The sequence below is a fragment of the Salarchaeum japonicum genome (genome assembly GCF_049705945.1).
GTDB classification, from domain to species: Archaea; Halobacteriota; Halobacteria; order Halobacteriales; family Halobacteriaceae; genus Salarchaeum; species Salarchaeum japonicum_A.
Genome location: NZ_JBNAMV010000004.1, coordinates 39,462 through 60,546, shown reverse-complemented (window position 1 = coordinate 60,546; position 21,085 = coordinate 39,462). Strand labels below are relative to the sequence as shown.

Annotated in this window: 25 protein-coding genes and 1 tRNA gene; 10 read left to right on the top strand and 16 right to left on the bottom strand. The window is 67.8% G+C overall.

Going from position 1 to position 21,085, the window contains the following annotated elements:
* Positions 1-13: 13 nt before the first annotated feature.
* A complete protein-coding gene (locus ACOZ4O_RS01960; RefSeq protein ID WP_424523634.1) occupies positions 14-2,164 on the top strand; it encodes an AAA domain-containing protein in 2,151 nt (716 codons plus the stop codon).
* Between the two features lie 139 nt (positions 2,165-2,303).
* Here ACOZ4O_RS01960 and ACOZ4O_RS01955 read toward each other — a convergent pair whose 3' ends face one another.
* From ACOZ4O_RS01955 to ACOZ4O_RS01940, 4 genes are all read right to left on the bottom strand, one after another.
* The gene (locus ACOZ4O_RS01955) at positions 2,304-2,882 is read right to left on the bottom strand and encodes a DUF998 domain-containing protein (RefSeq protein ID WP_424523633.1); all 579 of its coding nucleotides are present in this window, start codon (positions 2,880-2,882) and stop codon (positions 2,304-2,306) included.
* A 52-nt stretch (positions 2,883-2,934) separates the two neighbouring features.
* Positions 2,935-3,008, bottom strand: a tRNA-Thr gene (locus tag ACOZ4O_RS01950).
* Positions 3,009-3,057: 49 nt separating this feature from the next.
* Complete coding sequence (locus ACOZ4O_RS01945) at positions 3,058-3,678, bottom strand: hypothetical protein (protein WP_424523632.1); 621 nt, start codon at positions 3,676-3,678, stop codon at positions 3,058-3,060.
* Between the two features lie 79 nt (positions 3,679-3,757).
* The gene (locus ACOZ4O_RS01940; RefSeq protein WP_424523631.1) at positions 3,758-4,738 is read right to left on the bottom strand and encodes a class I SAM-dependent methyltransferase; all 981 of its coding nucleotides are present in this window, start codon (positions 4,736-4,738) and stop codon (positions 3,758-3,760) included.
* An 81-nt stretch (positions 4,739-4,819) separates the two neighbouring features.
* Here ACOZ4O_RS01940 and dph5 point away from each other — a divergent pair, with 81 nt between their 5' ends.
* On the top strand, positions 4,820-5,617 hold the full coding sequence (gene dph5, locus ACOZ4O_RS01935; RefSeq protein ID WP_424523630.1) for a diphthine synthase: 798 nt from the start codon (positions 4,820-4,822) through the stop codon (positions 5,615-5,617).
* On the opposite strand, the gene ACOZ4O_RS01930 is transcribed toward dph5, so the two are convergent.
* The 3 genes from ACOZ4O_RS01930 to ACOZ4O_RS01920 are packed head-to-tail and all read right to left on the bottom strand — an operon-like array spanning position 5,614 to position 7,968.
* Positions 5,614-6,393, bottom strand: a complete 780-nt coding sequence (locus ACOZ4O_RS01930) for a VOC family protein (protein ID WP_424523629.1) — start codon at positions 6,391-6,393, stop codon at positions 5,614-5,616. The two genes, dph5 and ACOZ4O_RS01930, sit on opposite strands and share 4 nt — an antisense overlap.
* A gap of 31 nt (positions 6,394-6,424) precedes the next feature.
* The gene (locus ACOZ4O_RS01925; RefSeq protein WP_424523628.1) at positions 6,425-6,859 is read right to left on the bottom strand and encodes a hypothetical protein; all 435 of its coding nucleotides are present in this window, start codon (positions 6,857-6,859) and stop codon (positions 6,425-6,427) included.
* Positions 6,856-7,968 carry an OBG GTPase family GTP-binding protein gene (locus tag ACOZ4O_RS01920; protein ID WP_424523627.1) on the bottom strand — a complete coding sequence of 371 codons (1,113 nt, stop codon included), beginning with the start codon at positions 7,966-7,968 and terminating at the stop codon, positions 6,856-6,858. Before ACOZ4O_RS01920 ends, ACOZ4O_RS01925 begins: the two co-directional genes overlap by 4 nt.
* Positions 7,969-8,077: 109 nt before the next feature.
* Between ACOZ4O_RS01920 and ACOZ4O_RS01915 the strand changes: the two genes are divergently transcribed.
* The gene (locus ACOZ4O_RS01915) at positions 8,078-8,278 is read left to right on the top strand and encodes a hypothetical protein (RefSeq protein WP_424523626.1); all 201 of its coding nucleotides are present in this window, start codon (positions 8,078-8,080) and stop codon (positions 8,276-8,278) included.
* Positions 8,279-8,317: 39 nt separating this feature from the next.
* Complete coding sequence (locus ACOZ4O_RS01910; protein WP_424523625.1) at positions 8,318-8,797, top strand: 50S ribosomal protein L11; 480 nt, start codon at positions 8,318-8,320, stop codon at positions 8,795-8,797.
* Between the two features lie 159 nt (positions 8,798-8,956).
* On the opposite strand, the gene ACOZ4O_RS01905 is transcribed toward ACOZ4O_RS01910, so the two are convergent.
* Positions 8,957-9,796 (bottom strand): fructosamine kinase family protein, encoded by an 840-nt coding sequence (locus ACOZ4O_RS01905; RefSeq protein ID WP_424523624.1) that lies wholly within the window; start codon positions 9,794-9,796, stop codon positions 8,957-8,959.
* 163 nt (positions 9,797-9,959) lie between these two features.
* Here ACOZ4O_RS01905 and ACOZ4O_RS01900 point away from each other — a divergent pair, with 163 nt between their 5' ends.
* From ACOZ4O_RS01900 to ACOZ4O_RS01885, 4 genes are all read left to right on the top strand, one after another.
* Entirely contained in the window at positions 9,960-10,595 is a 636-nt protein-coding gene (locus ACOZ4O_RS01900; RefSeq protein WP_424523623.1) for a 50S ribosomal protein L1, read from the top strand.
* Positions 10,596-11,639 (top strand): 50S ribosomal protein L10, encoded by a 1,044-nt coding sequence (locus ACOZ4O_RS01895; protein WP_424523622.1) that lies wholly within the window; start codon positions 10,596-10,598, stop codon positions 11,637-11,639.
* Positions 11,640-11,641: 2 nt separating this feature from the next.
* Positions 11,642-11,980 carry a 50S ribosomal protein P1 gene (gene rpl12p / locus ACOZ4O_RS01890; protein WP_424523621.1) on the top strand — a complete coding sequence of 113 codons (339 nt, stop codon included), beginning with the start codon at positions 11,642-11,644 and terminating at the stop codon, positions 11,978-11,980.
* Between the two features lie 89 nt (positions 11,981-12,069).
* Complete coding sequence (locus ACOZ4O_RS01885; RefSeq protein ID WP_424523620.1) at positions 12,070-13,305, top strand: tripartite tricarboxylate transporter permease; 1,236 nt, start codon at positions 12,070-12,072, stop codon at positions 13,303-13,305.
* Here the strand turns inward: ACOZ4O_RS01885 and corA are convergent.
* The 5 genes from corA to ACOZ4O_RS01860 are packed head-to-tail and all read right to left on the bottom strand — an operon-like array spanning position 13,300 to position 17,165.
* On the bottom strand, positions 13,300-14,268 hold the full coding sequence (gene corA, locus ACOZ4O_RS01880; protein WP_424523619.1) for a magnesium/cobalt transporter CorA: 969 nt from the start codon (positions 14,266-14,268) through the stop codon (positions 13,300-13,302). The genes ACOZ4O_RS01885 and corA overlap by 6 nt on opposite strands.
* On the bottom strand, positions 14,265-14,432 hold the full coding sequence (locus ACOZ4O_RS01875) for a hypothetical protein (RefSeq protein WP_424523618.1): 168 nt from the start codon (positions 14,430-14,432) through the stop codon (positions 14,265-14,267). The genes corA and ACOZ4O_RS01875 overlap by 4 nt, the downstream gene beginning before the upstream one ends.
* Before the next feature lie 37 nt (positions 14,433-14,469).
* On the bottom strand, positions 14,470-15,102 hold the full coding sequence (locus ACOZ4O_RS01870; RefSeq protein ID WP_424523617.1) for a DUF6517 family protein: 633 nt from the start codon (positions 15,100-15,102) through the stop codon (positions 14,470-14,472).
* Positions 15,103-15,147: 45 nt separating this feature from the next.
* Entirely contained in the window at positions 15,148-16,626 is a 1,479-nt protein-coding gene (gene cysS, locus ACOZ4O_RS01865) for a cysteine--tRNA ligase (RefSeq protein ID WP_424523616.1), read from the bottom strand.
* 44 nt (positions 16,627-16,670) lie between these two features.
* Complete coding sequence (locus ACOZ4O_RS01860; protein ID WP_424523615.1) at positions 16,671-17,165, bottom strand: DUF7523 family protein; 495 nt, start codon at positions 17,163-17,165, stop codon at positions 16,671-16,673.
* A 100-nt stretch (positions 17,166-17,265) separates the two neighbouring features.
* On the opposite strand from ACOZ4O_RS01860, the gene ACOZ4O_RS01855 reads away from it, so the two are divergent.
* On the top strand, positions 17,266-18,144 hold the full coding sequence (locus ACOZ4O_RS01855; protein WP_424523614.1) for a CbiX/SirB N-terminal domain-containing protein: 879 nt from the start codon (positions 17,266-17,268) through the stop codon (positions 18,142-18,144).
* Positions 18,144-19,214 carry a DR2241 family protein gene (locus ACOZ4O_RS01850; protein ID WP_424523613.1) on the top strand — a complete coding sequence of 357 codons (1,071 nt, stop codon included), beginning with the start codon at positions 18,144-18,146 and terminating at the stop codon, positions 19,212-19,214. The genes ACOZ4O_RS01855 and ACOZ4O_RS01850 overlap by 1 nt, the downstream gene beginning before the upstream one ends.
* On the opposite strand, the gene ACOZ4O_RS01845 is transcribed toward ACOZ4O_RS01850, so the two are convergent.
* The 3 genes from ACOZ4O_RS01845 to ACOZ4O_RS01835 are packed head-to-tail and all read right to left on the bottom strand — an operon-like array spanning position 19,211 to position 21,071.
* Positions 19,211-19,762, bottom strand: coding sequence for a DUF7524 family protein (locus ACOZ4O_RS01845; protein WP_424523612.1), 552 nt, complete (start codon positions 19,760-19,762; stop codon positions 19,211-19,213). The two genes, ACOZ4O_RS01850 and ACOZ4O_RS01845, sit on opposite strands and share 4 nt — an antisense overlap.
* 31 nt (positions 19,763-19,793) lie before the next feature.
* On the bottom strand, positions 19,794-19,982 hold the full coding sequence (locus tag ACOZ4O_RS01840) for a methytransferase partner Trm112 (RefSeq protein ID WP_424523611.1): 189 nt from the start codon (positions 19,980-19,982) through the stop codon (positions 19,794-19,796).
* Positions 19,983-20,024: 42 nt separating this feature from the next.
* Entirely contained in the window at positions 20,025-21,071 is a 1,047-nt protein-coding gene (locus tag ACOZ4O_RS01835; protein WP_424523610.1) for a lysylphosphatidylglycerol synthase transmembrane domain-containing protein, read from the bottom strand.
* Between the last annotated feature and the right edge of the window lie 14 nt (positions 21,072-21,085).

The window sequence follows — 21,085 nt, the reverse complement described above, 5'->3', positions numbered from 1 at the left end:
TGGTGAGACTGCGATGACGCCGGCGTTCGACGAGTGGCGAGTGACCGACGCCACGCTCTTTCAGGGCGCGCTGGAGGACGTGTATCGGCCGATAGACGTGGCGCTCGCGGCGCGGAACGCGATGGAGGCGCTCGGGATTCGCGCACCGAGCGGTGACGCGTACGTCGTGCCGTTGTTCGACGGTGACGACCCGACACTGTCGGACGAGTACGTCCTGTTTCGGCCGGAGAAAGAACAGGTGGGCTGGCACGACACGTCGTTCGGCATCAGCGGCCGCGAGCGGTTCGTGGACTGCGCGGACGCGGCCCGCACGGAAATCGGGCATCGCGTCCAGTTCTGGCTTCGCGACGACATCACGCCAGCGGACGCCGCGCTCCCTGAAACGGACCGGCCGCCGAGCGAACTCGCGCCGAAGGAACCGCACGCGGTGGACGAATCGGCTGTCTTGGACGACTTGCGAGCGTTCGTTCGAACGGAGACGGACGCGGAGCGCACGGCGGCGCGTCGCGAGTACCACGCTCTCGGACTCGACGAATCGATTCGGCGCGGTGAGACCGCGGGCCCGTTCGTGTTCGCGGGGACGACCCGGGACGAAATGGGGGACGTTGCGTTCGTCCTCCAGCACACCGAAGACGCGTCGCTCCGCCGCGACGCCGGTCTCTTCCCGGGGAACCGGTGTCTGTTGGACGCGCGCGGCGGGCCGTCCTGGCTTCCGCTCGACGTGGAATTGGTCTCCGTGGACGCGCGGCACGCGACGGTTCGGCCGCTCGACCCCGGTATCGACGACGAAACGCTCGAGCGCACGCTCGACGAGTGCGACGCGTGGGTCACCAGCCTGTTCAATCCGGTGCCGTTCCAGCGGCGGTTGGACGCCATCGATTCGGTCGCGGACGACAGGAAGAAGCGCGCGCTTCTCACGGGGACGCGGCCGCTCGGATTCACGGTGAACGAGCACGCGGAGTACGACCCGACACCCGCCCTGAACGAGTACCAGCGGCGCGCGCTCGTCTGGGCGGACGCCGCCGAGGACGCCGTCTGCATCCACGGGCCGCCGGGAACGGGGAAGACGCGGACGCTCACCGCGTACATTCACTACGCCGCGACGCACGGTCAGCGCGTGCTCGTCGCCGCGCACTCGAATCAGGCCGTGGACAACCTCCTCGTCGGCGACAGCACGTCCGACGACCCCGACCCGGATTCCCTGCACGGACTCGCAGACGACGCCGGTCTCTCGCTCGCGCGCGCCGGCGGGAACACGACGAACGACGTGGTCGCAACGGAGTACGCGAACGAACCGCTCGACGGCGCGGATGTCGTTGCGGCGACGACGAGCGCGGCCGCCGCGTTCGACCGGAACCGCTTCGACGTGGGCGTGGTGGACGAGGCGACGCAGGCGAGCCGGCCCGCGACCGCAATCGTCCTCGAGTGCGCGCGGAAACTCGTGCTCGCGGGCGACCACAAGCAACTCCCGCCGTACAGCGCGACCGAACACGACGCGGACGCCGACTCACACGCGTCGCTCTTCGAAGCCCTTCTGGAGCGCTACGGCGACGACCTGGCGGCCCCCCTCCGCGAACAGTATCGGATGCACGAAGACATCGCGGCGTTCCCGAACCGCGAGTTCTACGACGGCCTCCTCGAAACCACGGATCGCGACGAGCCGTGGACGATAGGCGGCCTTCCGGCGCTCCACGGCGTGGACGTTCGCGGGACGGAACGGCGGGACGTGGCGGGGAACTCGTACGCCAACCCCGCCGAGGCGGACACCGTCGTCGCGGAGGTCGAACGTCTCCGCGAGACCGGGCTCCCGGCGGCCGACGTGGGAGTCATCGCGGCGTACACGGGACAGGTCCGACTGCTCCGTCAGCGACTCGGCGACCGCGGATACGGTGACGTGACCGTAGACACTATCGACTCCTTCCAGGGCGGGGAACGCGAGGCCGTCGTCGTCTCCTTCGTTCGGAGCAACGACGAGAACGCGAGCGGGTTCCTCGAACTCCCCGAGGAGGGACCGCGGCGGCTGAACGTCGCGCTCACCCGCGCCCGCAAGCGCCTCGTCCTCGTCGGCGACTGGGAAACGCTCGGAACCATCGCATCCCATCGGACGCCCGACGAGAGTTGCGCGGACGTGTACGCCCGACTCGCCGACCATCTCGACGTATGACACGTCTACGGCGGATTCAGCGGCCTTCAGCCGACACCTATTCACGTCTCGCCAGCCACTGAATCGTGTGGCCGGACACGTCGGGTTGGAAGTGCTCGGATGGCAGGCCCGACGCGACTCCGACCCTTCGATGAGCTGATTACTCGCGCGCGAGCAGGAATCCCCCGTAGCTCGCCGCCCAGACGATGCCGAGATAAGCGACCCAGCGCTCTAACCCCCCGACACCGAGCGGTGTCCCGCCCCCGAGACCGACGAACCCCACGAGCGCGAGGAGGATGGCGACGCCGAGCACGCCCGAGGCGTACCGGAACGCCGCCGATTCAGCGCGTGCGACGGCGAGCGCGAGGAGGCCGCTCCCGCCGAACGACACCATCGCCGCGAGCGCGTGCGGCGCACCTGTCTGCGATGGGAACAGGCCGACGCCCGCAAACCCGACGACGCCCGTCACCGCCACCAGCGCCGGAACGACCGCGGACTCGTACACGTCCCGCAGGAAGTACGCCGCGACCGCCAGCAACCCACCGGACACCACCATCGCACCGTTGAACACTAGTCGTGAATTCGGCGTGCCCGTGTCCGACCCGAGCGCGCTAATCGTCTGCGTCGACGTGCTGTACCCCGGATAGAACGCCTCCGCAGTCGTGAACGCCAACGCCAACAACACACCCACCGCAAGCACCAGCCCCCCCGCTATCGCGCGCGACCGATTTTCACTCATACCACGAAACTCACAGCTATCCGATAAAAAACAACGGCCGAGAAACCGAAGAAGCCGGTAAAGGGATTTGAACCCTTGGCCTATTCCTTACGAAGGAATCGCTCTACCAGTCTGAGCTATACCGGCGCGCCTTCGCGTTCCATCGTAGCCGGATGATAGAAATAAGGCTGTCGAATCAATCCCGGAGTCGGCGGGCGGGTGCGAGGACGCGGCGGGGAAGCCAGCGGGCGAACGCGACGAGCGGGTGGAGGCGGCCCCAGCGCGGCGGGGTGGCGCGATAGCCGTTTTCGACGCGTTCGGCGTGGCCTCTGCTGGCGAGGTAGGAGAGCGCGGGTTCGATTCGGGTTTCGGTGAGGTCGAGGACGTCCGCGAGTTCGGCGGGTGTTCGCGGACCGGTGGCGTCCGTGAGCTCCTGATTGACGGCGTGCAGGACGTGCATGCGGAGCATCACTTCGGTACCGTCGTCGTCCACGCCCCGAAGGAACGCGTGTGTATCGGCGTTCTCACCGTACCGGAACGCGGTGTAAGCGTCGAGTACGCACCACGCGCCGAACGCGGCGAGCAGACCGGCAAACGCGAATACCGCGGGCGTTCGCGGGACAGTGATGGCCGCGACGAGTGCAGCGGCCGCGAGAACGAGGGCGCCGTACGCGCCCCGCGAGGTCTCGTCCGGAAGGTCGTAGGCGTCGATGAGCCAGTTCGTGACGGCGACACCGCCGCCGAGGAGGACCAGGAGCGCGGCGGTGGACGCGTCCATCTCCGTGAACGCGACGAGGACGGCGGCAAGACCCAACACGCCGACGACCTCGCGCGCGCGTGATCGTTTTCGACGAGGGCCGACATAGACGGACGTATCTGCGGCGGTCGAATAAGCGTTAGGCTCGGGTGAGGTGGACGTCGAGACAGACGTTGTACTCGTGGGGGGCGTACGACCGGACCGTGTGTCGGGTGCCGACCGTCACGTCGTAGTCGGGTTCTGCGGCGTCGCGGATGGCGCGCTCGCCGGGTGAGTACTTCTCGGATTCGTGCTGGATGTCGTAGTAGTGGATGGTGCAGTCGTCGGCGGCGAGGCGGACGGCGGTGTCGAGGAATTCGCCCGCGGAGTGGGGGAGGTTCATCACGAGGCGGTTCGCCCAGCCTTCGTAGTCGGCGGCGAGTTCGCGTACGTCGCCCGCGTGTGCGGTGACTCGGTCGCTGACGCCGTTCCGCCGCGCGTTCTCGCGGAGGTAGTCGATGGCGGCTTCGTTGATGTCGGTGGCGACGACGTTTGCGCTGGCGTCCGCCATCGGAATCGCGTACGGGCCGACGCCCGCGAACATGTCGAACGCGTGCTCGCCCGCCTCGACCTGTTCGACGACGCGGTGGCGTTCGGTGGCGAGGCGGGGCGAGAAGTAGACCTGGGTGATGTCGAGCGAGAACTCGTGGCCGTACTCGCGGTGGACGGTCTCGGTCTCGGAGCCGGCGAGCACGTCCCAGTCGCGGACGCGCGTCTCGCCCTTCACCTTCGACGCGCGGTTGACGACGGTCTTCGCGCGCACGTCGGACTCCAGGATGGCGTCCGCGATATCCCGGGCGCGCTCGGGGTCGTCTTCGTCCACGATGACGATGTCGCCGAGGCGCTCGTACGTCGGTTCGAACCCGAGCAGGTCGGCGGGGGTCGTCGGCGTCCGGCGTTCCGGCGCGTCGTGCGTCACCACGTCGAATCCGTCGACTGCGTCCGGGTCGGTGACGGGAACGTAGAGGGTGTCGTCCTCGACGACGATGTCGAAGTCGGGGTCGACGAGGTCCGCGTCCGCGAGCCGCTGTCGGGTCGTCTCGCCTTCCGAGACGGGGACGCGCACGCACGGGACTTCCATACCTCGCTCTGGGCGACGCCGGGGTTTACGCCTTCGGACTCGACCCGAAACCGAAAAGCGCCCGCGTCGCGGAACTCGGGTATGCTCACGTTCGTCGGACTCGGGCTCTACGACGAGGAATCCATCACCGTCGAGGGTCGCGAGGCCGTGCGAGAGGCCGACCGCGCGTTCGCGGAGTTCTACACCAGCCACCTCGTCGGCGCGGGCGTCGAGGACCTCGAAGCCTACCACGATGTCGACATCGAGGTGCGAGAGCGCGAGGGCGTCGAACAGAACCCCGAGCCGATTCTCGACGCCGCGGCGTCCGAGGATGTCGTGTTCCTCACCGCGGGAGACACGATGATTTCGACGACGCACGTCGACCTCCGGCTGCGCGCGCACGACCGCGGCATCGACACCAAGGTGATTCACGCGCCCACGGCGGAGTCCGCGGCGTCCTCGCTCACCGGCCTCCAGAACTATCGGTTCGGGAAGGCGACGACGCTGCCGTTCGAGTGGGTGCACGGCGCGGACGGCGTCCCCGGTTCCGTGGTCGACACCATCGAGGACAACCGCGAGCGCGGCCTGCACACGCTCTGCTACCTCGATATCAAGGTCGACAACCCCTACCGGGAGGGCGACGACTACATGACCGCAAGCCACGCCGCCGGCCTGCTCGCGGAACACTGGAACCCGGACGCGCTCGGCGTCGTCGTCGCCCGCGCGGGAGCGCCCGACGCACTCGTCGCCGCCGATACTCTGGGGTCGCTCGCGGACCGCGACTTCGGCAGTCCGCTCCACCTGCTCGTGATTCCCGGCGACCTCCATCACGTCGAAGCGGACGCGCTCACCGGACTCGCGGGTGCGCCGGAAGAAGTAGTCGAGTCGCGGACTGTTTAGGCGCGGTCGACGGGCGAGTCGTCCGGGTTCAGAACCTCGATTTCGTGGCCGTCCGGGTCTTTCGTGAACGCGTACATGTCGTCGCAGGACTCGGGGTCCCGGTAGTCCGCGGCCTCCCGCGTCATCAGCGTGTCCCAGTCGTCGTGGAGGTCGCTCGTGCGCACGGCGAGGTGGCCCCAGGCGTCCCCGAGGTCGTAGCTGCGGCCGTCGTAGTTGTAGGTGAGTTCGACGGTCATCGCCTCCTCGGCCGCGCCCTCGGGCTTGAGGAAGTAGTTCGCGAACGTGTCGGCCTCCCAGCGCCCGGCGTGTTCGTACTCGAACTTCCGCGTCCAGAACCCGAGGTGTTCGTCTGCGTCCTCGACGCGGAGCATCGTGTGGTCGAGACTCCACTTCGCGCCGTAATCGCGCTCGACGATCTCGATCTCGTGGCCGTCCGGGTCCTTCACGAACGCGTACCCGGGGTTGTCTTCGGGCCGTCGATAGTCCTTGACGCCCTCGTCCATCAGATCGTAGTAGGCGTCGTGGACGTCCTCGACGCGGACGGCGATGTGTCCCCAAGCGTCCCCGAGGTCGTAGTCGTCCTCGCCCTCGTTGTGCGTGAGTTCGAGGAGCGCGCCGTCCTCGTGGACATCCTCGGGGCCGAGGTAGACGATAGTGAAGTCGTCGCCGTCCCAGCGGCCTTTCTCCTCGTAGTCGAGGTGAGACTGATACCAGTCCATGGACTCCTCGAGGTCGCTCACGCGAATCATCGTATGGTCGAGCACGAAGTCGCTCATGTGAGAGTGCTGGGACGGCGGCGGCGTAAACCTACTGGGGTCGGAACGCCCTGCCGCGTTCCCGCCGGTAGTCCCAGACGGCGACCGCCAGCAGGCAGAGCGCGCCGAGCGGGAGCGTGAGGTAGTCGCGGTTGGCGTAGAAGCCGACGGCGAAGTAGAGTTCGTTCAGGCCGGCGAGCGCGAGCAAGCCGTCCGTCACGCGGTAGTCCTCGAGGTCGAGAAAGGCGAAAGCGAGGCTGAGGAGAGCGAGCGCGTAGAGGAGAACACCGGTGAGCCACGCGGAGAACCAGCCCCCGGGGACGACGGCGTTGTCGAGGTAAGTCAGGAGGTCGGTGACGTGGAACGACGGCGTGAAACTGAGGAGGGCGTACGCGGCGAACCCGCCGGCGCCGCCATCGTAGAAATACACGGTCCACGGGACGACGCCCGCGAGGACGACGGCGAGCAGCCGCGCTCTCTGTTTCATCTGCGCGCGACGACGCGCAGCACGTCCTCGTCCTCCAGGACGTGGTCGCGGCCGACCTGCTGGTCGTCGTGCTGGGCGCTCGGGCCGGTGACGCGCGCGAACCGGAAGCGGTCGTCGAGCGTTCCGCCGAGGTTGTGGAGGGCGTCGTCCACGGTTGCGCCGCGCTCTATCACGAGCGGTTCGTCCCAGTCGACGCCGCGCCCGGGCTTGTCCATGTAGACGCGGATGAGGCCGAGTTCCTCCCACATCCGCTGCTTGAACGCGTCCAAGCCCTTCTCCTCGTGCGCGCTGATGAACACCGCCTCCTCGGGGTCGATGTCGCGCTCCCGCAACCCCTCTTTCACGGTGTCCACGTAGGAGGGTTCGATAAGGTCGACCTTGTTCACGGCGACCATCGACGGCAGGTAGACGCGGTTGTCCAGCACACCGTCGACAATCTGGTCCACGTCGGGGTTCCCGCGGATGGCGACGTCCGCGTTCACGAACCCCTGCTCGCGGAGGATTTCGCGGACGGTGTCGTTGTCGAGGTCCATGTCGCCGGACGTGTTCACGTCGATACCGCCCTTCCCCTTTCGGGTGACGCGGACCGCGGGCGGTTCTTGGTCGAGTCGAATCTTCGTGTTGTAGAGTTCGTCGGAGAGCCGGTCGTACTGCTCTATCTCGAACGCTGACAGCACGAACACGATGAGGTCGGCGGACCGGACGACGGAGAGGACCTCCTTCCCGCCGCCGCGTCCGCCCGCCGCGCCCTCGATAAGGCCCGGAACGTCCAGAATCTGGATGTCCGCACCCCGGTATTCGAGCATTCCGGGGTTCACGTTGAGCGTCGTGAACTCGTACGCGCCGACCTCGCTGTCGGCGTTCGTCAGGGCGTTCACGAGCGTTGACTTCCCGACGGAGGGGAAACCGACGAGCGCCACCGTTGCGTCCCCGTGCTGCTTCACGGAGTACCCGCCACCGCCGCCCGACCCGGACTGCTGGGCTTCCAGTTTCTCCTTCTTGTCCGCGAGCTTCGACTTCAGGCGGCCGATGTGGGCTTCAGTGGACTTGTTGTACGGAGTGTTGGCTATCTCTTCCTCCAACTCATCGATCTCCTCCTCCAGTCCCATTACGCCGCCCTACGCCTGTCCCGCCTTTATTCCTGTTCATAAGGCCCGCCACCGCCGACCTCGCGTGGTTTCGACACGTTAAAGCCCCCAACTCCTGCATGTCCGCGTGATGCCCGACCCCGAGAGTCTGCGCGACAGCACCCAGATCGTCCTCCCCGCGGACGACCTCCGGGAGCACCGCGCGGACGTCGAGGAACGGTTCGTCGTCACGGTCGTGGACGACTCCGGTGTCGCCCGCATCATCGGCAGCCCCGTCGAAATCAAGGCTGTCAACGACTACCTCTCCCGGCAGGGACTGAGCCTCCCCTGAAAGGTAATCCTTAAAACTGCGGCGACAGTTCGGATAGGTATGGCTGAGACTATCGAAGTGCTCGTACCCGGCGGTCAGGCCAACCCCGGCCCGCCGCTCGGTCCCGAGCTCGGGCCGACGCCCGTCGACGTGCAGGCAGTCGTCGAACAGATTAACGACCAGACCGCCGCGTTCGACGGGACGGAAGTCCCTGTCACCATCGAGTACGAGGAGGACGGCTCCTTCAGCATCGAAGTCGGTGTCCCGCCGACGGCGGAGCTCATCAAGGACGAGGCCGGCTTCGAGACCGGGAGCGGCGAACCCCAGACGGACTTCGTCGCCGACCTCTCCATCGAACAGCTCAAGAGCATCGCGAAGCAGAAGAAGTCCGACCTCCTCTCGTACGACACGAAGAACGCCGCGAAGGAAGTCGCCGGCACGTGCGCCAGCCTCGGTGTCACCATCGAAGGCGAGGACGCACGCGGCTTCAAGAAGCGTGTCGACAGCGGCGAGTTCGACGACGCGCTGGCTGAAGCGTAAGCGAAGCCAGCGGCAGCAAATCTCTGATTTGCGCTGCCCTCGCCGAGGCGTAACGGGGCGAGAGCGAGCGAATCTTCGATTCGCCCCCGCGCTGGCTGAAGCGTAACTCTCGGACGCGTACTCCGAGGAATACTGACTTCCGTTCTTCCGTTCTCCCGGTCAGTAGCCGAGTCTGTCGAGTCTGTTTTCGGCCCAGTTGTCGTAGTCTTCACTCGGGAAGTGGTAGGCGTGGTCGAGGGCGAAGTAGAGTTCGTAGAGGGGGCGGCGGTCCTCGAACGCGGGGTCGATGTCGCGGACGGTCTCGTAGCCGTCTCGGAATGCGTTCCCCAGACCGCACCAGTCGGCGTAGGCGAGTTCGACTTCGTGGTGGCCGTACCAGGGCGCGGGGTCGATGAGCGCGCGCACGTCGGTTTCGCCGGGGACAGCGTTGTTCTGCCAGAGGTCGCCGTGGAGGAGGCGGGGCGTGGGCGCGTCGGGGAGGAGTGCGTGGGTGTCGTCGGCGAGCGCGTGGACGCGCGCTCGGGTGTCGGTGGTGACGGCGTCGTTGCGGTGGGCGGCGTCGGCGACGGCGCGGAGGCGGTAGTCGCCGAAGAACGTCGGCCAGTCGTCAGTGCGGGGGTTCGGCTGTTCGAACCGTCCCTTCCACGTGGGTTCGGGCCAGCCGTAAGCCTCGTGCGTGTGGTCGTGGAGGCGAGCGGTCAGGCGGCCGAGCGCGCGTTCGATGGAGGGCGTCCAGTCGGCTCCGGGGACGTATTCGAGGACGAGCACGTCCTCGGTGGCGGCGAGAACGGTCGGAACGGGGAGGCCGTGGTCGGCGAGCACGCGGAGGCTTCGCGCCTCGACGTTGAGCGGTGCGGGGCCGGTCTTCACGGCGACGGCGCGACCGGAGTCCAGGCCGGCTCGCCACACCCGGCCGATTTCGCCGCCCGAGAGCTCGGTGAGGCGGACGACGATGGCGTCGGTCGCGGCCTCGACGCACTCCGTTGGAAACTCGCTCACGGGCCCGTTCGGCGTTCCGCACGGGTGAATCCTCCGCCTGCTTCTCGCGTAACGACGGCCTTAAGTGCGGCATGGTCGTTTTTCGAGACGAGACAGGCGTAGCCTGTTTCACTGACCCGTAGGAGCTCCCCGAGAGGGGGCACGTACACTACGGAGGTGAAAGATGGCAGATGACATAGACGAGGCAGTCTCTCAAGCGATCGACGAGGCCCCTGAGCGGAATTTCCGCGAGACGGTGGACCTCGCCGTGAACCTTCGAGACCTAGACCTCAACGACCCGTCGAATCGTGTCGACGAGAGCGTCGTGCTGCCGTCGGGAACCGGACAGGAGACACAGATCGTGGTATTCGCCGAGGGCGAGACCGCCGTTCGCGCCGAGGACGTCGCCGACGACGTGCTCAGCGGGGACGAGCTCTCCGACCTCGGGGACGACGATGACGCTGCGAAGGACCTCGCCGACGAAACCGACTTCTTCGTCGCCGAAGCGTCCATGATGCAGGACATCGGTCGCTACCTCGGTACTGTGCTCGGTCCGCGCGGGAAGATGCCGACCCCGCTTCAGCCCGACGACGACGTTGTCGAGACCGTAAATCGCATGAAGAACACCGTGCAGCTGCGTTCGCGCGACCGGCGCACCTTCCACACCCGCGTGGGTGCCGAGGATATGACGCCGGAAGACATCGCGGACAACATCGACGTTATCGTGCGTCGACTGCACGCAACGCTCGAGAAAGGCCCACTGAACGTGGACTCCATCTACGTGAAGACCACGATGGGGCCGTCCGTCGAGGTGGCCTAAATGTCCGCAGAAACTGAGCGAACCACGGACAAGGTTCCGGAGTGGAAGCAGGAAGAGGTCGACGCGCTCGTCGACCTCATCGAGTCCTACGACAGCATCGGCGTCGTGAACGTCGCCGGTATCCCGAGCCGACAGCTCCAGGACATGCGTCGCGCGCTCCACGGGAGCGCCGAACTCCGCATGAGCCGGAACACCTTGCTCGTGCGTGCGCTCGACGAGGTGGACAGCGGCCTCGAAGACCTCACGGAGTACGTGAGCAATCAGGTCGGGCTCGTCGGAACGAACGACAACCCGTTCGGGCTGTTCAAGCAGCTCGAAGCCTCGAAGACCCCCGCGCCCATCAACGCTGGCGAAGTCGCGCCGAACGACATCGTCATCCCGGAGGGCGACACGGGCGTCGACCCGGGTCCGTTCGTCGGCGAACTCCAGCAGATTGGTGCCGACGCGCGGATTCAGGAGGGCTCCATTCAGGTGCTCTCCGACTCCGTGGTCGTGGAGGAAGGCGAGGTCGTCAGCGACGACGTCGCGAACGTCCTCTCCGAGCTCGGTATCGAGCCGAAGGAAGTCGGTCTCGACCTCCGCGCGGTGTACTCCGAGGGCGTGCTGTTCATGCCCGACGAGCTCGCCATCGACGTGGACGAGTACCGCGCGGACATCCAGTCCGCCGCGGCCGCCGCTCGGAACCTCTCCATCAACGCGGAGTACCCGACGGCGCAGACCGCGCCGACGATGCTCGCGAAGGCCGCCGGCGAGGCGAAGAGCCTCGGCATCCACGCGGCCGTCGAGAGCCCCGAGCTCGCGGACGACCTCGTCGCGAAGGCGGACGCACAGGTGCGTGCGCTCGCGGCGCAGATCGACGACGACGAGGCGCTCCCGGAGGAACTCCGTGGCGTCGAAGTCGAGCAGTCCACGGTCGAGGAGACCGAGGACGAAGACGAGGACGAACAGGCTACTGAAGAAGCGGAATCCGAGGAAGGCGACTCCAGCGAGGACGAGGACGACGAGTCCGGCGCCGAAGGTCTCGGAAACATGTTTGGTGACTAATAATGGAGTACGTTTACGCAGCACTCATCCTGAACGAATCGGGCGAGGAGATCAACGAAGACAACCTCACGTCGGTCCTCGAAGCGGCCGGCGTCGACGTCGAGGAATCCCGCGTTAAGGCGCTCGTCGCCGCGCTGGAGGACGTCGACATCGAGGAAGCCATCGAGACGGCCGCCGCAGCGCCCGCCGCGGGCGGCGCGGCCGCCGGTGGATCCGACGAGAGTAGCGCGGACGAGGACGAGTCCGAGGAGGAGGCCGACGAGGCCGAGGCCGAGGAAGACGAAGCGGAAGAAGAGGACGAAGAGGCCAGCGGCGAGGGTCTCGGCGACCTCTTCGGCTAAGTTCGTCCCGTAACTCACGTTCTTTCTTTCGACGCACGCCGGAGAGCCGCGCGTAGGTTCAAGTACGAACGGGCGGCCAGCGGTGGGTGATGCTGGAAGGCTTGCGTGTGCTCGTCGACCCTGCGCTCGCCGGGAGCGTGCTCGCCGCCGCGCTCTGCGGCGTCCTCCTCGGCACGCTCTCGGGGTTGACGCCGGGCTTGCACGTGAACACGCTCGCCGTCTTGCTCGCAGCGCTCGCGAGCGAAGTCCCGGGCGACCCGGTGCTCGTCGGTGTGGTCGTGCTCGCGGCGGGCGTGACGCACTCCTTCCTCGACATCGTGCCGGCGCTCGCGCTCGGCGTGCCGGACGCCGCGATGGCCGTCACCGCACTCCCGGGACATCGTCTCGTGCTCGCGGGCCGCGGCCGCGAAGCACTCCGGTTGTCCGCGCTCGGGAGCGCGACCGCGGTCGCGCTCGCGTTCGTGCTCGGCGTCCCGGTGACGATGGGGATGCGGTACGTCAGTCCGTGGCTGGACGCGCACCTGCCGCTCGTGCTCGCTGGGGTCGCGTGCGCGCTCGTCGCGAGCGAACGCACGCCTCTCGCGCGGGTCGGCGCTGCGCTCGGCGTTACGCTGTCCGGCCTGCTGGGGGTTCTCGTGCTGGACGCCACGCTCGCCGCGCCGCTCGGCGACGGCGACGTGCTCCTCCCGCTCTTCGCGGGGTTGTTCGGCGTGCCGGTGTTGCTCGCCGCGCTCCACGGCGCGGGCGTCCCCGAACAGGGTGACGCGATTGTCGAGTCGACGCCGCGCAACGTCGGCGTGTCCGCGCTCGCAGGCTCACTCGCGGGCGCGGCGGTCGCGTACGTCTCTGGCGTGTCGAGCGCCATCGCCGCCACCGCCGCGCTCGGCGTGCTCCCGCGCCGCGAGAACCCGGACCGCGCGTACGTCGTCGCCACCAGCGGCGTCAACACCTCGAACACCATCTTTGCTCTCTACGCGTTCGTGTCGCTCGGCGCGCCGCACACGGGCGTGCTGGTGGCGCTCGACCGGTCGGGCGCACCGCTCGACCTTCCCGTGTTCCTGCTCGCGGTCGCGCTCGCGGCCGCTATCGCGGTCTGTCTCGTCGTCACGGTCGGCGATACCTACCTCCGCGTGGTCGGGGATATGGACCACCGGCGCGTCGTCGCCGCCGTTCTCGTGCTCGTCGCGTCGCTTACGTACGTGCTCTCGGGCGCGTTCGGCGTGGCCGTACTCGCGGCTGCAAGTCTGCTCGGACATCTGCCCGTATGGTTCGGCGCGCGCCGCACGTGCCTGATGGGCGTGCTGCTCGTTCCGCTCGCCCTATAGCCAGTCCTGCTCGCGGAAGTACCAGACGAGGATGACGGAGAGCAAGCCCATACCGAGGAGGGTCGCGTGGTAGGCGTACGGCCAGCCGAGTTCGGGCATCGTCTCGAAGTTCATGCCGTAGACGCCGACGACGAACGTCAGGGGGAGGACGATGGTCGCGACGACGGTGAGTCGTTTCATCACCTCGTTCGTCGACTGGCTGAGCGCGTTCAGGTAGATGTCGCGCGAGCTCGACGCGAGGTCGCGGTAGGTCTCCACGAGATCGACTTGCTGGACAACGTGGTCGTACACGTCCCGGTAGTACTTCTCGGTCTCCACGGCGACTTCGGGCGGGTCGCCGCGCGCGAACCCGCTGATGGCGTCCCGGGTCGGCCAGAGGAGTTTCCGGACGGCGAGAAGTTCACGGCGCACCTCGTTGATATCTTCGAGGAGGTCGCTGCGGGCGGCTTCGACGATTTCGCCCTCGATGGCTTCGATGCGGTCCTCGATGCCGTCGAGCAGCGCGAAGTAGTCGTCGACGACGCGGTCGAGCACGCGGTACGCCGTGAAATCGGGGCCGCGGCCGAGAATTCGGCCGTCCTCGCGCTGGACGGCGTCCCAGGTGGCGTCGATGGCGTCGACGTCGCCGTTGGTGAGCGTCACCACCCAGTCGGTGCCGACGAACACGCCGACGGGTCGGGTGTCGAGTTCCTGGTCGAACGTCGTCTCGCCCGCGCGGAACCGGGCGTCCGTGACGAGGAGGAACGTGTGCGTGTCGAACTCCTCCGTCTTCGGGCGGACGCCGTTCTGCACGTCCTCGACGGCGAGCGAGTGAATCCCGCAGGCCTCCCGGACGGCGTCGAGTTCGTCGGGGGCGGGGCTGTCGGCGCGAATCCACGTCGTTCCCTGCGCGGCCTTCGCGGTCTCGATGTCGTCGTAGGCGGTGACGCCCGCGTCCGTGTAGACGATGGCGTTCACGGTCACGGCGACTCACCCCGGGTCGGGCGGCCGACGGCGGCGAGCGTCACGCCGACCATCACGCCGGTGATGGAGAGGGCGCGTCCCGGATACGGCTGGAGGACGCCGACTACGTACGCGAGGAGGGAGAGAGCGGTCAGCAGACTCCCGGCCGTGCGAACGCTGTCCATACCGACTCGTCTCGGGATGTCGAAAAAAGCCTTCGCGTTAGGAGGCGTGTTCGAGGTTCTGGAGGAGCGTCACCACGTGCTCTTCCTCGCCGTCCAACTGCTGGGGGTAGACGCCGACTGCGGCGACGATGTCACCGCCGTCGTTCACCTTCGTGACGTGCACGAACACGTCGATGCTCTGCCCGTCGAAGTTCGCCGTGCCGGAGAACTTCGTCACGGTCGTGCTGTGCCCGAGCACGCTCAGCGTCGTGTTCGACACCGCCGTGAGGTCGCTGATGGTGCCGTACTGCTGCTGGATGAGCTGAACGAGTTCGCGGTTGTCGTAGTCGTTGAGGGGATTGAAGCTCTGCCCGAGCACGCTCACCTCGGGCGAGGAGAACGTCCCGAACACGGCGGCGCGTCGTTCGACGCCGAGCACGCTCACCTGTTTCTCGTACTGGGCGACCCAGTTCGTTATCTCGACGGTCTTCGACTGGCCGGCCGCTTCGAAGGTCCGGTTCACCTGCATCTCCTCGACGCTGACTTCCTCGTAGCCGGAGGATTCGAGCGTCGAGTCCTCGACCGTGACCTGGTTCGCGCTGAACGTCACGGGTCCGCTGAGGAATCCGAGACAGCCGCTCGCGAGCACGAGCGCGGCGAGCGCGACTGCGACCGCTGTTCGTCGTGACATAGGGTTCCGTTGGCTCGAAGACGGGATAAAGACGGTGGCTACGTGTCAGAGACGGTACGTGGGGCCGTCGTCGGTGTCCTCGACGGTGACGCCGAGCGCTTCGAGGCCGTCCCGGAGGGCGTCCGCGCGTTCGTACTCGCCAGTCTCGCGTGCGTCCTCGCGGAGGTCGAGGACGAGTTCGACGAGGTCGCCGGCGAGGTCTGCGTTCCCGGCGGTAACGGTCTCGAACTGGAGGCCGAGCACGCCGCCGCCGAGGTCGTCGAACGCCTCGATGGCCTCGCGGAGGCCCGCGTAGTCGTACTCGTCGGTGGCGTCCACGTGGGCGTTCACGGCGGACGCCACGTCGCCGAGCGCGCTCAGCGCCTCCCGGGTGTTGAAGTCGTCATTCATCGCCGCCGCGAAGTCCTCACGCGCGGTCTCGACGGCGTTCCGGAGGTTTTCGTCTGTCCGCGTCGCGTACGCGTCCGGGCTGTCCGCGGCGTCGACAGCGCGGTCGTACGCCCGGGAGAGGCGCTCCCAGCGCTCCTCCGCCTCGTCGATGGCGGCCTCGCTGTACGTCTGTCGACTGTTGTAGGTGCCGGAGACGAGGAACGTCCGCACCACGTTCGCGCCGAAGCGCTCGATGGCGTCCGCGGCGGTGATGAAGTTCCGGAGGCTCGAACTCATCTTCTCGTCGCCGATTTCGAAGAGCGCGCAGTGCAGCCAGTAGTTCGCGAACTGCTCGCCCGTCGCGGCTTCCGACTGCGCGATCTCGTTCTCGTGGTGGGGGAACACCAAATCGCGGCCGCCGACGTGGAGGTCGAGCGTCTCGCCGAGGTGGGTCATGCTCATCGCGGAGCACTCGATGTGCCAGCCGGGACGCCCCTCGCTCCACGGCGACTCCCACGTCTGTCCCTCGGGGTGCGCGGGCGTGCCCGAGTGCTCGTCCCCGCGGTGTTCGGCGACCGCGTCCGCGGAGACGCCGCCCGCCTTCCAGAGCGCGAAGTCCGCCGGATGCCGTTTCTCCGACAGCTCGTCCTCCTGGCCCTGTTCCTCGATGTCGTCCAGTCGCTGGTTGGAGAGTTTCCCGTACTCCTCGAACGAGGTCACGTCGAAGTAGACGGAGCCGTTCGACTCGTACGCGTACCCTCGCTCGACGAGCGTCTCCACGAGGTCGACGATTTCGGGGACGTGTTCGGAGACCCGGGGGTAGACTTCGGCGCGCTTGAGGTTCAGGCCGCGCATCGACTCGATTATCTCCCGGATGTAGTGGGTCGCTACGTCGTTCTCGTCGTCGCCCTGCTCGCCGACCCGCGCGACGATTTTCTCGTTCACGTCCGTGAAGTTCTCGACGTGTCGCACGTCGTAACCGAGGTGTTCGAGCCAGCGGTGCATCACGTCGACGTGCACCCACGAGCGCGCGTGCCCGAGGTGCGGCGGGTCCGACGTGGTGAGTCCGCAGTAGTAGAGAAGCACGTCCTCGGGGTCCTGAGGTTCGAATTCTTCTTTCTCCCCGGAGAGCGTGTTCGTCACGTGGAGCGTCATGCACGGGCGTACGCCGGCCCCGGTCTTAAATCACCGAATACGCGTCAGGCGTTGTCAGAACCCGCGCGCGCGACCGCGTCGAGCGCGCCCTCCACCGCCCGGAGCGCGTTCGGGCCGTCCCGGCGGTCGACCACGACGACGAGCGAGTGAGTGGTGTAGCCGGCGGCCTCGGGCGCGATACCCGCGGCGTCGAGGCGTCCGATCACCGACGCGAGCGCGCGGGCGTCCACGTCCCCGGTGGCGACGACGCCGGTCAGCGACCCCGCGCCCGACGCGTACGCAGTGTCGTTCACCGAGAGCAATCCCGTGTCGCTCTCGCCGAGGCCGCTCTCCATCGTCACCGTCGCGTCGGCGCGCGTCGTCTCGTACGTGATGTCGTCGGCGTGCCGGCGGAGCGCGGTCGCCACGGCGTCCTCCTCGCCGTCCACGTCGAGCAGGCGGGCGGCGGCGGCGTAGTTCACCACGCCGGCCGCAAGCGCCGTCCGGAGGAACGGACGCGCGTCCACCGCGTCCCGGGTTCGTTCCGCGAGCGAAGCCATCGAGCGAGGGGAGTCGCGGCGCGACGAAAAGCCTTCCCGTGTCTCGGGAACGCCCGACGGTTGCGAAGTCACTAAGGTCGACGCGGCCCTGTCTTCGTGTATGAGTCAGGCGCTCGTCATCGTCGGTCACGGCTCGCACCTGAACCCGGGGTCGAGCGAACCCGCGTTCACGCACGCGGACACGATTCGCGCGACCGGAGCGTTCGACGAGGTCCGTGAGGCGTTCTGGAAGGAGGAACCGTCCTTCCGGGAGGTCCTGCGGACGCTCGAATCCGATGAGGTGTTCGTCGTTCCGTTGTTCGTGAGCGAGGGGTACTTCACGGAGCAAGTGATTCCGCGCGAACTCCGTCTGGACGACTGGAGCGTCGAGGACTGGGAGTCGGACGGGACGGACGCCGACTACGTCACGCTCGAAGCGACCGACGTGGGGAAGACGATTCACTACTGCGGGCCGGTGGGGACGCACGATTCGATGAGCGACGTCATCGTGCAGCGCGCGAAGTCCGTCACCGGCAACGACGACGTGGGCGAAGGGTTCGGGCTCGCGGTCGTCGGGCACGGAACGGAGCGCAACGAGAACTCGGCGAAGGCCATCTACTACCACGCCGACCGCATCCGCGAGATGGGGCGGTTCGACGACGTGCAGGCGGTGTTCATGGACGAAGACCCGGAAGTTGACGACGTGACTGAGTTCTTCGACGCGCCCGACATCGTCGTCGTCCCGCTGTTCGTCGCGGACGGCTTCCACACGCAGGAGGACATCCCGGAGGACATGGGCATCACCGAGGACTACCGGACCGGCTGGGAGGTGCCCGAGACCGTGGACGGCCACCGCATCTGGTACGCGGGCGCGGTCGGCACGGAACCCCTAGTGGCGGACGTACTCTTGGAGCGCGCGGGCGAGGCCGGCGCGGACGTCGAGCGCGCCATCGCGGTCGTGCGCGAGGAGACGGGTGGCGTGAACGCGGTGAGCGACTAGTGAGCGAGACCGTGCAGGTCGCGGCGCTCATCGACGCCGCCACCGAGGGCGTCGCGTTCGACGGCCTCCACGTCGAGGACACGACGTACGGCTATCGGTTCGAGACGCCGGCGGAGAGCCACCGCGGGCTGTCGACGGACGAACTCGGGGACGTGGCGACCGGCAACGAATACGTCGCGAACTGGCACTACTGGCAGCACGAGGTCGCGGGCGAGGACACGCCGCGGCGGGCGTTCCTCCGGTGGGTCGAGCACGCGGACGGCGACGACACCGTCCCCGAACGCCTCGACGCGCTCCGCGGCGACGGCCTCACGCGGGAGTGGGGCGAACTCCTCGTTACCGCGCGTCTCCGCGGCGGCGAGCACGTCTACGAGGTCCGCCACCACGAGGACGCCGAAGAGGACGACTTGGAGGCGTACACGAACCCGCTGGACGCCCGCCAGCTGGTGAAGCACGACGACGACGACCGATACCGGCCGCTCTCCACGGCGCCGAGCCTCCCGCACGGCTGGGTGTTCACGGGGCTGTCCGGCGAGGAGCTGATGCGGACGGTGGACTTCGTGTATCCGGCGACAGTGGCGAACTGGCACCGCGAGCGCGAGGGCGAACTGGACGTGACGCACTACCGGGAGGCGGCGGAGCGCCAATCCGGTATCTACAGCATCGTGAGCCAGCTCACGCCCGAACAACTGGAGTGGGCGACCGAAGCATGTTGCGTGGACTCGCAGTGCCTGAAGCGCCGGGAGTGGGAGTACGACGAGGACACGGATATCGACACGCCGGCTGGTGAGGGCGCGTTCCCGTGCCGGGAGCCGTGCTCGCTGTTCGTCGCGGCGGCGCGGAAGTTCGTCACGCTCGAACGCGACGAGGAGCAGGAGTACACGTTCGAGTTGACGCCGACCGAGAAGGAACAGGTGGAGGACATCATCGGCGCGGTCGCGGACGGCCGCACCGACGAGATTCGGGAGGCGGACGTGAACGACGGCGCGAACCGGTATCGGGCGCGCTACCTCCGCGCGAAACGGATGGACGACCACGGCCTGTCGGGGACGCCGACGTACGACGACTAGGTGGCGCGCAGGAGGAAGCCGGCTATCGCGAGCGCACCGACGAGCGCGACGCCAGCGACGAACGATGCGACGAGTCCGTCGAGGAAGACGAGTGCGAGCGCGGCGGACAGCACGCCTACGGCGGAGACGACGCCGGGAACGAGCACGTCTGCCGTCGCCGTCTCCCCATCTCGGGCTGGCTTGTGTGCGAGGTCTTCGCCGACGGCGACTCCCTCGCTCGTCTCCGACGGCGCGTCGAGTCGCACCGGGACGTCGACCGATTCGGAGCCGTACCCGGTGAACACCGAGAGCGTGCCGGACAGCGGGCGCGGACCGCCGCGGACGATGACGTCGACCACGGTGGTTGCGTTGCGGTCGACGTAGTGGTTCGTGTCGTCGACCGCGGCGGCGCGGCGGAGGTCGTCGTCGAGTTTAACGTGGACGTGCGCGGGCGCTCCGGCGTTTTCGAGGACCAGCGCGAACGACCCCGTGGTCGCGAACCCGTCGGTGTCGGCGCTCACGGAGTGCGGGCCGTCGGCGTTCACGTGAACCGTGAGAGTGTCGGCCACACGCTCGCTTCGTGGCCCGAGGGAAAAAGCTCTAGGCTGCCTCCCGCATGTCCGGGGGGAGGAGGTTCGGGATGCCGTCCTTGATGGGGTAGGCTTCGCCGCACTCGGTGCACGTGAGGGTGCCCGAGACGATGTCGCCGTCGTCCTCCTCGTCGATGGCGAGTTCGAGATCGTGTTTGTCGAGCGGACAGCAGACGATGTCCAGGAGGTCCTCCTTCATACGCGAGTGGTGGGGAGCGCCCGGCAAAAGCGTGCGGGTTCCCTACTCGCGGAGGACGCCGACGGGGCTTGGGACGTCGAGTGTGGTGAGGTAGAGCGCGGACAGTCCGCCGACGAGGATTGTGGTTCCGTAGTCGGCGGCGCGGAAGAGGAGGGCGGCGACGACGACGGGGCCGGCGGCGTGCGGAGTGAGCGCGAGAATCAGGGCAGTGATGGCGGAGTCGACGACGCCGATACCGCCGGGCGTGCCGATGACCGCGGTGAGTCCGGCGATGGGGACGATGAAGAGGAGGGTGGGGTAGGCGACGGGGACGTCGACGGCGCGCAGGCAGAGGTAGAGCGGGAGGACGTAGAGCGCCCAGCCGAGGTGGCTGAAGGCGAGCGCGGTGGCGAGCGTGCGCGGGTTCTCGCGGAGGGTGCGTGCGACGTCGTTCGCGCGGTTGACGCGCTCGGCGACCCGGTCCTCCGCGGTGGCTTCGCGGACGCGACTGGAGACGCGACCGAGGGTGGCACGGACGACGCGCGCGAGGGCGTGGCTGACGGTGCCGACGGCGTCGAATCGCACGACGAGCACGTACGCGGCGATGAGCGCGGCGAGCATGCCCGCGATGGCGACGACGGCGACGAACCCGACGCCGGAGAGACTGCTGTGGCCGACGGTGAGAACGAACACCAGGCCGAACGTGGCGAGGGTGGCGGACGCGACGTTGTTCGCGAACTCGGTGGTGGAGATGGCGACGAGCGGGCGTTCGAACTCGCCGGAGCCGTACCGGGAGAGGACGTAGGAGACGATGCCGATGCCGCCGACGTGGCCGCCGGGGAGGATGGCGCGTCCGAACAATCCCGAGAAGTAGGCGGTGTGGAAGCCGACGCCGTCGAGGCGGCCGCCGACTGTGTGGAAGAGGCGGCGCGCGACCTGCGCCCATGCGAGGAGCGACCCGGCGGACGCGACGACGGCGAGCGCGTACAGGGGTTTGTTCGCTCGTTCGAGGCCGCGCGAGAACTCGTTCCAGCCGACGGCGTTCACGAGTAACGCGAGCGTCGCGACGGCGATGGCGATTCCGAGCGCGGCCCTAACCCCCCTTCGCATACACGAGTCGTGGG